The organism is Mucilaginibacter sp. P1_D10, from assembly GCF_056406215.1.
In genome coordinates, this window is sequence record NZ_JBFUAP010000004.1 from 105765 (window position 1) to 118773 (window position 13009).

11 protein-coding genes are annotated in these 13009 nt (G+C 47.9%); 3 read left to right on the forward strand and 8 right to left on the reverse strand.

All coding sequences use genetic code 11. The features are described from left to right. Window position 1: 1 nt before the first annotated feature. The gene (locus tag AC1DYT_RS07235) at window positions 2–625 is read left to right on the forward strand and encodes a CatA-like O-acetyltransferase (RefSeq protein WP_477468966.1); all 624 of its coding nucleotides are present in this window, start codon (window positions 2–4) and stop codon (window positions 623–625) included. A 283-nt stretch (window positions 626–908) separates the two neighbouring features. Continuing rightward, entirely contained in the window at window positions 909–1919 is a 1011-nt protein-coding gene (locus AC1DYT_RS07240; RefSeq protein WP_477468967.1) for a Kelch repeat-containing protein, read from the forward strand. Window positions 1920–1928: 9 nt separating this feature from the next. Here AC1DYT_RS07240 and AC1DYT_RS07245 read toward each other — a convergent pair whose 3' ends face one another. The 3 genes from AC1DYT_RS07245 to AC1DYT_RS07255 form a co-directional block, all read right to left on the reverse strand. Then, entirely contained in the window at window positions 1929–2186 is a 258-nt protein-coding gene (locus tag AC1DYT_RS07245; RefSeq protein ID WP_477468968.1) for a Txe/YoeB family addiction module toxin, read from the reverse strand. Continuing rightward, the gene (locus AC1DYT_RS07250; protein WP_477468969.1) at window positions 2177–2404 is read right to left on the reverse strand and encodes a DUF2683 family protein; all 228 of its coding nucleotides are present in this window, start codon (window positions 2402–2404) and stop codon (window positions 2177–2179) included. Before AC1DYT_RS07250 ends, AC1DYT_RS07245 begins: the two co-directional genes overlap by 10 nt. 70 nt (window positions 2405–2474) lie before the next feature. Beyond that, window positions 2475–4388, reverse strand: coding sequence for an AMP-dependent synthetase/ligase (locus AC1DYT_RS07255; RefSeq protein WP_477468970.1), 1914 nt, complete (start codon window positions 4386–4388; stop codon window positions 2475–2477). A 152-nt stretch (window positions 4389–4540) separates the two neighbouring features. Here AC1DYT_RS07255 and AC1DYT_RS07260 point away from each other — a divergent pair, with 152 nt between their 5' ends. Continuing rightward, on the forward strand, window positions 4541–6226 hold the full coding sequence (locus tag AC1DYT_RS07260) for a GH39 family glycosyl hydrolase (RefSeq protein WP_477468971.1): 1686 nt from the start codon (window positions 4541–4543) through the stop codon (window positions 6224–6226). 54 nt (window positions 6227–6280) lie between these two features. On the opposite strand, the gene AC1DYT_RS07265 is transcribed toward AC1DYT_RS07260, so the two are convergent. The 5 genes from AC1DYT_RS07265 to AC1DYT_RS07285 form a co-directional block, all read right to left on the reverse strand. Further along, complete coding sequence (locus AC1DYT_RS07265) at window positions 6281–6901, reverse strand: DUF2625 family protein (RefSeq protein ID WP_477468972.1); 621 nt, start codon at window positions 6899–6901, stop codon at window positions 6281–6283. Between the two features lie 206 nt (window positions 6902–7107). After that, window positions 7108–10461: a S41 family peptidase gene (locus tag AC1DYT_RS07270; protein ID WP_477468973.1), complete on the reverse strand. Its 3354-nt coding sequence runs from the start codon at window positions 10459–10461 to the stop codon at window positions 7108–7110. A gap of 308 nt (window positions 10462–10769) precedes the next feature. Next, a complete protein-coding gene (locus AC1DYT_RS07275) occupies window positions 10770–11096 on the reverse strand; it encodes a HesB/IscA family protein (RefSeq protein ID WP_067059244.1) in 327 nt (108 codons plus the stop codon). 88 nt (window positions 11097–11184) lie between these two features. Further along, complete coding sequence (gene iscU / locus AC1DYT_RS07280) at window positions 11185–11598, reverse strand: Fe-S cluster assembly scaffold IscU (protein ID WP_128533183.1); 414 nt, start codon at window positions 11596–11598, stop codon at window positions 11185–11187. Between the two features lie 109 nt (window positions 11599–11707). After that, entirely contained in the window at window positions 11708–12919 is a 1212-nt protein-coding gene (locus AC1DYT_RS07285) for an IscS subfamily cysteine desulfurase (RefSeq protein ID WP_477468974.1), read from the reverse strand. Window positions 12920–13009 lie beyond the last annotated feature (90 nt).

The following is a 13009-nucleotide window of genomic DNA, read 5'->3' on the forward strand; positions in this document are numbered from 1 at the left end:
CATGAGGACGAAGATAGAAGTAGCCGGCTGGCTGCGCGAAGACCATTTTAAGCTTTTCAACAGCTTCGAAGAGCCGTATTTCAGTATCAATGTAGATGTTGACGTTACCGCAGCTTACGCGAAAGCAAAGGAGCTTGGGGTATCCTTTTACCTGTACTATCTGTATTTCGCCATCACAGCCATCAACAAACATGAGAGCTTCAGGTACCGGGCCATAAACGATGAGGTGTTTTTGTACGACCAAATAGATGTTACCCACGTGGTGCTTCGCCCAAACGGTACTTTCGGCTTTGGTTTCGTGCCTTACGTGCCAACTTTGCAGGAGTTTATCGCATTGGCCAAAGCAGATGCCGAGCGCATATTGGCCACCACCGGACTCGATTTAAGCGTCTCCTATGAAAATATCATCCACTTTTCGGCTATGCCGGGGATAAAGTTCACAGGCTTAACCCATGCCCGCAGTTTTTCTTTTAAGGATAGCTCCACCAAGTTATCAGTTGGCAAAGTTACCGAGGTGCATGGCAAAAAGATGATGCCTTTATCCATCACCGTACACCACGGCCTTACCGATGGCCTGCACGTTGGCCAATTTATCGATCTTTACCAGCAACTGCTTAACGCCTAATTTTACTCACCCCCGACGGCCCGCAATACGCGGGCATCGACCTCTCTGCTTCGCAAAGAGGGTTAAAGCAGAAAGAAATGGAGCTTGCCCTCTTTCCGCATGCGGAGAGAGGGCCGACGCACGATAGTGCCGTCGGGGTGAGTCAACTCACCGAGCGGACTTACCACAAAACTACTCGACGCCTAAAAGCAACAGCAATAGGCCGGATTGCGTATTTAAAGGGTAAGTATATCCATGCATTCTAAAATGTATTGATATATTTACTTTTATCCCGCCAATTATTATGCCCTTTAAAAAACTTTTCCTGTTGCTCATCGCTTTGGCTACCCTGGCTTCCTGTAAAAAGGAGAAACCATTCGTGCCTAATTATGCCAACGCGCTGCCCGGCCTGTGGAAACAGTTGGGCAATTTCGAGGGGGTGGGGAGGGTACGCTCTTACGGTTTTACCATCGGTCGTAAGGGCTATATCGTAGGTGGCAACGCAGGCTCGGGTTTTAACCTGGTGCCGCTGTACGACCTTTGGGAGTACGACCCCGATACCGACAAATGGACCCGCAAGGCCGATTACCCCGGTCAGGCTGCCGAATACCTACGGGGCTTTACCATCGGCAATAAAGCTTATATGGGTACAGGTTTCGGCCAAAAGATTTTCCGGCCCGATGACCCGGCACAGAACAAGGATTTTTGGGAGTATAATCCTGCCAACGATACCTGGACGCGCAAAGCCGACTTGCCCGCGCTTGAACGCGAAAACGTAGTAGCTTTCGAAATAAACGGTTTTGGTTACCTTGGCCTTGGTACAAACAACAATTACGATGTGAACTATAAGGACTTCTGGAAATATGACGCAATCACGGATAAGTGGACGCGCATGGCCGATTACCCCGGCAATGGCAGCTTCGGCGTTGCAGCATTCTCGGTAAACGGGAAGGGCTATGCCGGCTTAGGCGGCTCTTCGCCCGATATAGTAATGAAGGATTTTTGGGAATATGACCCCGCCACCAATAAATGGACTGCTAAAGCCGATTTTACCGGCAAGGAGCGTGTATTCAGCAGCCAGTTTGCTATCGGTACCGATGGATATGTTGGCTTAGGCACTACCGCAACCGCCTCCGCGGATGATTGGTACAAATACGATGCCCTGGCCAATAGCTGGATAAAAATCACCACCTATGGCGGAGCTGCCCGTTACGATGCCATAAGTTTCGTTATAGATGGCGTAGGCTACGCAGGCACCGGCAACCCCGGCCTGAAACAGGATATTTGGAAATACACGCCGACGAAGAAGAATTAAGGATGTATTTTAATAATGGTCTTTTAAAGAATAAACTTCGATTTTATCGTTTTTAAATGCATAAATCAACCTGTGTTCGTTGTTGATTCGTCTCGACCACATTCCAGCCCAATTGTGTTTAAGTGCTTCTGGTTTTCCAATCCCATCAAATGGGCTTTGTGCAATGGCTTGCAGTAAAATAAGAATCCTTCGTTGTATTTGTTTTTGCCCCGATTTTTTCCAGTAAGCCAAATCCTCCAAAGCTTTAGGCTGATAAACTACTTCCATAAATCTTCGAGCGCAATTGTTACGCCCTTCCCCTCTTCAGAGTCTTTTTTGCCTTGGTCTAATTTAGCAGAAAGGTAGGGGTTTGCCATTATGCGCTCCGTTTCATCCTGGAATTTTAAATCATCGTCGATTTCGTACTCTAATTTCAGTGCGTCCAGAACAGCGGTTATAGCTTTTTCCGATAGATCGTCTTCGAAGTTTACTGTCAGGGTTCTCATATCTAAATATTAAATTAATCTATAAACAAATTTATCGAATATCTTTTGGTAATGAAAGCGCAATCAGTTCCTATTCCGCCTCCGCTTCCTGCAAATACAAATCGTCTATCGCTTCGGCGTATTTCTTTTCTATCACTTTGCGCTTGGCTTTCAGGGTAGGTGTTATCTCGCCTTCTTCCATGCTGAAGGGTAAACGTTTCAGCTTGAAATTCTTTATCCGCTCGAATTTGGCCAACTCGTTAGAATATTTCTTTACGTCCTGGTTTATCCATTCTATAATTTCGGCATCTTCGATGAATAGGTCGGGTTTTTCGAAGAAGTCGTTGCCCAGTTTAAAGGTTTCCTGCAGCAGTTCGCGGCCGGGCACTAGTATGGCGGTGATGTACTCGCGTTTATCGCCAATCAAAAATACGTGCTCTATTTTTGGGCTTTTGAGGTAAGTGTTTTCTACAGGTGTAGGGTAAATGTTTTTGCCGTAGGCGTTTACCAGCATGTTCTTCAGCCTGTCGGTGATTTGTAGGTTGCCTTTGTAAAAGCGGCCTATGTCGCCCGTATGGAACCAGCCCTCTTTATCAATAACTGTCGCCGTCTCCTCGGGCTTGCGCCAGTAGCCTTTCATTACGCAATGCCCGCGCACGATAATTTCACCTTCTTCTGAAGTAAAATCGGGCTTAAAGTTGTCGTGGGTTTGTATAGTGTATATCTTTTTGGTGTCTACATTTTGTATGGCCACTTCTATGCCAGGTATAATACGGCCAACGGTGCCTATGATAATACGGGTTTCCTCGGTTACGGCCATTACAGGCGAGGTTTCAGTAAGCCCGAAGCCCTCTAAAACAGTAATACCGATATTGCCGAAAAACTCGCCGATATTCTTTGGCAAAGCTCCGCCGCCTGATACAAGTACCTTTAGGTTGCCGCCTGTTTTCTCTTTTATCTTGCTGAATACCAGCTTATCGGCCAGTTTGTGCTGCGTTGCTAAAATCAACCCCGGTTTTTTGCCGGCCTCGTGGGTTTTGCGCACCTCTTCGCCAATTTTTATGGCCCAGGTGAATATCCGGGTCTTCATGCCGCCGGCAGACAGGCCATTCTTCATGGCTTTATCATGGATGCGCTCCAGTAGTCGCGGCACGCAACACAATACGGTAGGCTTTACCTCCATCATGTTCTTGGCCAGTAGTTCCAGACTTTGGGCAAAAGCAATGGTGCAGCCTTTGTTCATAGAGATGTAATAGGTAGCCGTACGCTCGAACACGTGCGACAATGGCAGGAACGACAGGAACAGATCGCTGCTCTCTATAATGGGTATCTGCGTTAGGCTCCAGCGTACGTTTTGCGTAAGGTTGCTATGCGTAAGCATTACGCCCTTTGGAGTACCGGTTGTGCCCGAAGTATAGATGAGGCAGGAAATATCGCTGGGTAATATGGCTTCGCGGGCGGCGTTGATAGCATGCATATATTCGGCTACACATTGCAGGCCCTCTTCTATTACCCGCTGAAAGCCAACAACGCCAGCGCTGAGGTTTACTTTATCGCTGAATTTTTCAAAATCGTCGAAAGCCGGGATAATTCGGATAAGCGAGGCACAGCTATTGGCGATTTTGAGCACCTTGCGGAACAGGAAGGGGTTTCCGCAAAGGATGGTACGCGCTTCAGAATCGTTGAGGATATATTCTATCTCCGCTTCGGAAAGGGTGGGGTAGATGGAGGTGTTCACCGCGCCTATCTGCTGCAGGGCCTGGTCGTAATAAACGTAATCGGGGCCGTTCTCCATAATGAGGGCCAGCCTGTCGCCTTTTTGAACGCCTATGTTGAGGAACCAGGCCGATATCGCATCGATTTTGATGAGGGCTTCTTTATAGCTTATCTCTACCCAGGTATCCTTTACTTTGTGCATCATAAAGGTGTGGGTATCGGGATGGATGTTCGCAACAATATTACGGATAAGGCCCGGTATGGTTGATTGCTCAGCAACGATGTTCATGAAGTTTAAATCAGTGGTTTATACTAAAACAAAGCTAAATTAATTTTAAGAATAAAACCAATCTCTTGTTGGGCAAGAAAATGGCGGGTATGAAAGTATCCCTATTTAATTTTTATATCTTGTAGTCCCTTTAACCAATGCTCGCCTGGCCTATGAAACAACTTGCAACGCTGCTAATAATAACGCTTACTGTTTTTTGCGGCAAACTTTGCGCACAAAAGACACCTGCAACAATTAATGTGAACCTGGATCGCGAATTAGGCGATATGCGGCCCTTGTGGGCCTGGTTTGGCTACGATGAGCCGAATTATACTTATATGAAGGATGGACGGAAACTCCTTTCTGAAATTGCGAAGTTAAGCCCCGTGCCGGTATATGTGCGTACGCACAACCTGCTTACCACCGGCGATGGCACCCCTGCCCTTAAATGGGGATCGACCAATATATATACCGAAGACGCCGATGGTAAACCTGTTTACGACTACCGCATAGTGGACAGCATTTTTGATACCTACATTAAACGCGGTATGAAGCCCCTGGCGCAGATTGGTTTTATGCCGAAAGCCTTATCTGTAATGCCCGAACCATACCAGCATAGTTGGAAACCGGGTAAGAACTCCGGGAAAATTGAAACCGGCTGGGCCTACCCCCCTAAAGATTATAAAAAGTGGGGCGAACTGGTTTACCAGTGGGTGACCCATTGCATAGCCCGCTATGGTAAAAAGGAAGTAGAAAGCTGGTACTGGGAGGTATGGAACGAACCAAATATTGTTTACTGGAAAGGCACACCGGCCGAATTTTATAAATTATATGATTATGCTGCTGATGGCCTGAAACGTGCATTGCCTACGGCACGCATTGGAGGCCCTGACGTTACAGGCGGAGGCGAAAAGTGGCTCGACGGGTTTTTGCGGCACTGCCTGGTTGACACCAATTACGTAACCGGCCGTGTTGGTTCGCCGCTTGATTTGGTTTTGTTTCATGCAAAGGGAGCGCCAAAACTGGATAAAGACACCGTTGTGATGAGCATTAAGCGGCAGCTTAATGATATTGCCGGGCATTTTAAAGAGATCAACTCATTCGCCGCACTTAAAAACATCCCCATAGTAATTGGTGAATCTGACCCTGAAGGTTGTGCGGCATGCGGGATGGCTACCAACCCCGAGAACGCATACCGTAACGGTACTATGTATTCCAGCTATACGGCTGCTTCTTTTGCCAGGGTTTACGAATTGATGGACACTTACAAAACCAACCTGATCGGGGCGGTTAGCTGGTCATTCGAGTTTGAAAATCAGCCGTGGTTTGCAGGCTTCCGCGACCTGGCGACTAACGGCGTAGATAAGCCGGTGCTGAATGTTTTCAGGATGTTTGGTATGATGAAAGGAGCAAGGGTGCAAGTTACAGGCAATCGTATGTACGAACTTAAAACCATACTCGATTCCAGCATACGAGGCTCACAAACAGATATAGGCGCGCTGGCAGCCAAAAATAATCAGCAGGTAACCGTTATGGTTTGGAATTACGCGGATAAAGACAAGCAAAGCATTGCCGAGCCGGTTACCGTGAACATTACCGGCCTGCGTAGCAGCGCGAGAAAAGTAAAAATCATCGAGTACCGCATTGATGATGAGCACAGCAATTCTTATGCGGTATGGAAAAATATGGGGTCCCTGGCTGCGCCAACCGCAGCGCAGGTTGCGCAGTTGGAGCAGGCAGGGCAGTTAAAGACTATCGGCAAACCTATAACTTTATCGGTTACCCATGCAAGTATCAGCAAAGTAATAAACCTGCCGCGGCAGGGTGTGTCGTTATTGCGCATAAGCTATTTACCCTAGGCGAGGATGCTAATGAAGTTGAACAACGATTATTTGAAAAAATCAATTCGGATTTTAGTGCCGTAATTGCTTTAGGGCATCCATATTGAAATCGTATTGCTCTTGCACAGGCACAATTTTACGGGCAGCTTTCGTAATGTCGCGCCCTTCCTTTGTCCAAGGGAAAGGATCGAAGTTATAAACTTGTGCACCATTTAAGGTCGCCGCATCTTTTTGCCAATTTGCCCATCTGTTGCCTTCATAAAATTTATCGAGGTCGCCGTTAAGACAGAAATCAACAAAATCCGAATAGCCTTTACCGAGTGATTCCCATTTTAATGTTTCCGGCGCGAGGTAATACACCATGCCCATGTCCGTGCCTAAGGCACCGCCGTTTATGGCAAAAAAGCCGCCGATGGTGTCATCGCCAATCAACAGGTACGCGGGGCGCTGGCCGTATTCTGCAAAAGTTTTGCCCTTGTTCCATGCCGGTAAGCTTCTTGGCAGCTTTGTACTTCCCGACCCTAACAAACGTATCCAGCCATTATCTATTAAAACACCTCCGGTGAAATAAATTATGGCACCCATGATAGAATGGGTGGTTACCTGTGTTTGATATAACGCTTCGACAGCTTTAGAGCGGTTTGCCGGTAGCAGTTCTGCCTTATTTTTTGCTGCCGCGATGCTTTGTTTCACGATATCTCAACCAGAGGTATCAACCGTGAGGACTTCAATCGGGCGCATTGTTTGAGCAAAGCCGCACTGCGCGAATAATTGAAATAAAATGATTGCGGCTGCGGCTTTGAAAAGATGTTTCATTATAAGGTTATAGTATAAATATACAGATATGACCTGAAAAGCAAAAGGCCCCGATTGCCGGGGCCTTTTGCAATGACAATATTTTACTGCTGCGGATACTTAAATGATTTATCGGGATGTGCAGGCACCACCACTTTATCAACCGGGTGCTCTTTTATTTGCTGTTTAAGGTAGTTCAGCGCCGCCTCCAGTTGGGCATCTTTGCCCTGGTAGGTTGCGTAGGGCAGGTTATCTACCTCTATATCCGGTTCTACGCCGCGGCCTTCTATCAGCCATTTGCCCTCCGGGCCGAATACGCCCGTCTCAGCTGCGCTGGCAATGCCGTTATCAACCATCCGGTTGTCGCTCGATAGCCATATCTCGCCGCCCCAGGTTCGCATGCCGATTACTTTACCCAGGCCAAGCCTGCGGAAGCCCTCGGTAACGGCTTCCCCGTCGGATGCGGTCTGCTGGTCGCACAGGATAACCATGTGGCCCCTAAAGGCGTATTGCATGTTCCAGGTTGGCCCGCCGGTGCGCCCTTGCCAGTACATCCAGGCTTTGCGCAGCAGTTTCTCCAGCACCCAGCTATCTATATTGCCGCCAAAGTTCTCGCGCACATCTATAATGAGGCCCTTGCGGTTGAAGATGGGGTAAAACTGCTTCACAAAATCGTCCATATCGTCGCCGCCCATGGCTTTGAGGTGCACATAGCCGATATCGTTATTGCTGGCACTATCCACCTGCAACCTGCGCGAATATTCCCACTCGCCGTAGCGCAGGTTGTACTCGTCCCTTGCCGAAAATGGCTTCACCACCTGTTCGTAGCGTTTCTTGGCCCTATCGGTAAGCGTGAGTTTTACGGGTATGTTTACCTTGTTGGCCAGCAGTTCGCCTACGTCTGCAATATCCTTAAGCGGTACGTTGTTTATCTCGGTAATAATATCACCCTCTTTGACGCGCAACTCCGGTTTGTCCAATGGCGACGAGAAGCTGTAATCCGGGTCCGATTGATAGATATGCTCTATCTTAAACCCTGCGGCAGTTTTGCTCAGCTTGGCGCCCAGCACGCCGGTCTGCGTCCTGTCTTGTGAGGTGCGTTTATCGCCGCCATATACAAAGGTATGCAGTGCCGATAGCTCGCCCACCATCTGGCTCAGCAGGTCGTCCAGCTCGTAGCGGTCGGTTATTCGGGGTAGCAGCGTTTCGTATTGTTTTTTAACGGCTTCCCAATCTACTTTGTGCAGATCGCGGTCGTAAAAGTAATCGCGCATCATTCGCCAGGCATCGTTGAACATTTGCTGCCAATCCTGCTGCGGGTTTATGGCGAAGCTCCAGTTGTTCAGCTCTACTTTGGCCTTATCCGCATCCACTTTGCCGCCGTCAGCATCGGCCACAGCCAAATTGCGGTTGGCGTAAATAATCAGCAGCTTTTTGCCATTGGCAGATACGTTGAAGCCGTTCACGCCTGAAGCTACCTCGGTAGGTGTCGGTTTTTTGCTTTCGGTAATTTTCAGCGCGAATATCTTGCCCCCTTCTTCGTTTCCATCATCGCCCATATCTATCCAATACAGATAGCCGTTGGCAACCGCAAGGCCAGCAATGTTTGCGCTTTTCACCGGTACCTGGTAAAGCGATTTTTGCGCCCTTGCCCAATCATAAACCTTCGCAGGCTCTACTGCCGGCTTCTTTTTGTCGATTTTTTTGGTTTGGGTAACGCCTTGCTTGTCCACAGCCGTAAAAACCGAATCGGTAAGCCAGGAATCTGTTTGCAGGAAGGGAAATTTGGCGGTGGTATCCAAAGCCATTGCGTAAATATTGGTGGTTTTGGTGTAATAAGGTTCCGGCTGCCTTGGGCCCCATGGCGAGCGCGTTACCGAGTGGAAGTTGCGGTCGCTTAAAAAGTAGAGCCATTTGCCGTCTGCTGCCCATGCCGGGTTGTAGCTGCTTAGCCTGCTGGTGGTAACAGGGTTCATAGCCATAGTGCGGGTGTCGATCACATTTATCTGCGCATTCAGGTTCTCTATGTTCTGCGAGATATTAAGGAACGTGCTATTAGGCGACCACGACACCTCGTTGATGCCTGCATACGCATCCTTATACTCGAATTTTATCGCGCCGGTAGCTGTTTCAGCAATTCGCAGCACATCGTTCTTATCAGTATAGGCAATGTATTTGCCGTTTGGCGATACCGCGAATGCCGAGATGATAACCTTGCTGCCCTTGGTCAGCTGCGTAGCTTCGCCACTGCCATCGGCGTTTACTTTCCATATTTCGTACTCGCCGCCCTCGTCAGACAGTACCGCGACGCTTTTGTCATCAATAAAATGCACGTCCTTTACGCGGATGCCGCTTTTGCGGGTTATCTCTACCCAACGGTCGCTTTTTGCGGGCGATACGAAAAGCCTGCCGCGGCTAACGATGGCCACATAAGTGCCCTTAGGCGAGATATCCGAATAGCTGATGCTGTTTACCGGGCTTTTAATCCATTTAAGTTTGCGCTGCCCGAAATCTGAAATGAGGTTGATATTCAGCAACTTTTCAGTATTGCTGCCGATATCATACAGCCAGATGTCGGCTCCTTTTTGGTACACGATGCGGGAGCCATCTATCGATGGAGTTTGCAGGTCCCAGCCCTTCGAAAAGGTTTGCTGCTTTGGGTTTTTGCCATCCTTATCTATCGACCACAGGTTCATAGTGCCGTCCCTGTCCGATAGGAAATAAACCCTGCCGTTGTAGTACATGGGGTTGGTGCTGGTACCCTCGAAATCGCCCGTGAGCGATTTTGCTTCGCTCTTGCCGTCGAATTTCCATATCTGTTCTATTAGGCCACCTTTGTAGCGCTTGGTTTTGCTACCCTGGTTAGGGAAGCGGGTGAAGTACAGGATGCCGTCTTCATCGTAGGTACCTATGGAGGCTTGCCATAGCGGCAGGTTTTCTTTTTTGAGGCTGACCGGATCCAGCTTAAATAATTGCGGCAAAGGCAGCAGGGTATGGCCCGAACTACGGTAAAGTATCTTGCTGTCTTTCGTCCAGCTGGAAATGAGGAGCGAGTTGCTTAGGTCATAGGTGAGCCTGCGCGGTACGCCGCCGTCTATATCCATCAGGTAAATTTCAGATACGCCCTCGTACTGTCCCGAAAAAGCCAGCTGCTTGCCATCGGGCGAGATGGCCGGGTTTAGCTCCACGCCATCGTTGGTGGTAAGACGTGTGGAGAGCCCGGTGCCGATGTCATATTTCCAAAGGTCGCCCTCGGCAGTGAACACTACGGTGTTATTGTGCAGGGCAGGGGTACGGTAATAGCCTTTTTGCTGGCCATAGGATAATGTGGCGCATAACACTGCGCAAAATGTTAATAAGGGCTTGATAGGCATAATGTTGATATTGATGGCGTAAGATAGGAAAATGCAGGAAGCGAAGCAAACGGAGATCAGTTGAAGCCATAAAATCAGGATCATTTTTATGCTTCGAACCATAGCGATGGGTTTCCAACTCATCGCTATGGTGGAATTGCCGGAAGAGGGCTTTTTTCTCCGTCCGTCGAAACGAATACGTCTGTCTTAGCTGTACCAAAAAAAATCGTTATGCCGATTTACTTAAGTACCCCACACGGTAGGTAATCAGCATTCAAAGCGTACGGTATGATAGCTACTTTTATGATGGGGTGCTGAAAAGATTTCAGCATGACGTTTGTTATTTTATTGGGGGCTTAAACAAGAAAGGCCCCGAAAACGGAGCCTTTTCAAATATTATCTTGAGGTGGCTTTTAAACCGAGAAACTCTCCCCGCAACCGCAGGTACGGGTGGCATTTGGGTTATGGAAGTTGAAGCCTTTGCCGTTTAAACCGTCGCTGAAATCGAGCTCGGTACCGGCAAGGTACAGGAAGGATTTCATATCCAGTGCGAAACGCACGCCGCGGTCTTCGAAGAACTGGTCGCCCTTTTTCTCCTCGTTATCAAAATCGAGGTTGTAAGATAACCCCGAGCAGCCGCCACCTTGTACAGACACACGCAGGAAGTAAGAGGCATCGAGCCCACTATCCTGCATTAGGTTGTCTATTTTAGCTTTTGCTTTATCTGTTACAGTAACCATAGTAGTAGAATCAAGATTTTAAGAGTCAAGAATCAAGAAGAAAAACACAAATGGTCTTGCTTCCTGGTTCTCAATGTCTTGCATCTAATTAATGATGTGATTTTTCGAGCACTATTGGCTCCATGCCGTTTTTTACGCGGAAATCGTTGATTGCGGCTTTAATAGCATCTTCTGCTAAAACAGAGCAATGGATTTTAACCGGCGGAAGGGCAAGCTCTTCTACGATATCCATATTGTCTATCTTCATGGCATCATCTACGCTTTTGCCTTTAAGCCACTCGGTAGCCAAAGATGAAGAAGCGATAGCCGAACCACAGCCAAATGTTTTAAATTTTGCATCGGTGATGATGTTATTTTCATCAACCTGTATTTGTAGACGCATTACGTCACCGCACTCGGGGGCGCCCACTAAGCCGGTACCCACTTTGTGGCTGCTTTTATCAAGCGTACCCACGTTGCGAGGGTTAGTGTAATGGTCGATAACTTTATCTGAATAAGCCATAGCTTTAATTTTTAGCCCCCTAACCCCCTGAAGGGGGAATAGAAGTTTGTTTTATATATTAATCTCTAATCAATTCCTTTTATACTCCCCCTTCAGGGGGCTGGGGGGCTTAGTGCTCCGCCCACTCAATCGAATCCAGGTCGATGCCTTCTTTGAACATCTCCCAAAGTGGCGACATGTTGCGCAGATTAGTAACCGCTGTTTTGGTTACTTCAACTGCGTAATCAACTTCTTCTTCGGTAGTGAAACGGCCAAGGCCGAAACGGATAGAAGAGTGCGCCAAATCATCCGACAAGCCAAGGCTTTTCAGTACGTATGATGGTTCTAAAGATGCCGAAGTACAGGCAGAACCCGAAGATACCGCCAAATCTTTCATCGCCATCATCAAGCCTTCGCCTTCTACGTATTTAAACGAGATGTTGGCTACATGTGGTAAGCGGTGCTCAACGTTACCGTTTACATAGCTTTCTTCCAGCACGGTTAACGCGCTTTCCAGTTTATCGCGCAGGGCAGATAAACGGATCGCTTCGCTTTCCATTTCCTGGCCGGCAATCTCGCAAGCTTTACCTAAACCAACAATACCCGGTACATTAAGCGTGCCGGAACGCATACCACGCTCGTGACCACCACCGTCCATCTGGGCGGTAACTTTAACCCTTGGCCCTTTGCGGCGTACGTATAATGCGCCAACGCCTTTAGGTCCGTACATTTTATGTGCCGATAAAGCCAGCAGGTCTATACCATCAGCAATAACGTCTACCGGTATTTTGCCTACAGCTTGCGTAGCATCTGTCATAAACAGCGCACCGTATTTGTGGGCAATTGCTGCAATTTCTTTAACGGGTTGTATAACGCCTATCTCGTTGTTACCATACATGATAGATACCAGGATGGTTTCTTTGGTCATGGCAGCTTCTAATACTTCAAGATCTACCAGGCCGTCTTCTTTAACCGGAAGGTAAGTAACCCTGCCGCCAAGCTTTTCAACGTGCTTGCAGGCATCCAGTATCGCTTTATGCTCGGTAACCGCAGTAATGATGTGGTTGCCTTTTTCTTTGTACATTTCAAACACGCCTTTGATAGCCAGGTTGTCTGATTCGGTTGCGCCCGAAGTAAAGATGATTTCTTTTTCTGAAGCGCCTATCAACTTGGCTACCTGCTCGCGTGCGTAATCAACGCCTTCCTCTGCAACCCAGCCAAAAGGATGGTTACGGCTTGCCGCATTGCCAAACTTATGAGTGAAATAGGGCAGCATAGCTTCCAGCACCCGGGGGTCCATTGGCGTGGTAGCGTTGTTATCTAAATAAATTGGGATGTTCATGGTCAATAATTAACAATACAAATATAGGCAAACTTTTACTTTAATACTTTGCATGCCCTGTAAATTGCATTTTGGTACCAATAATTTACA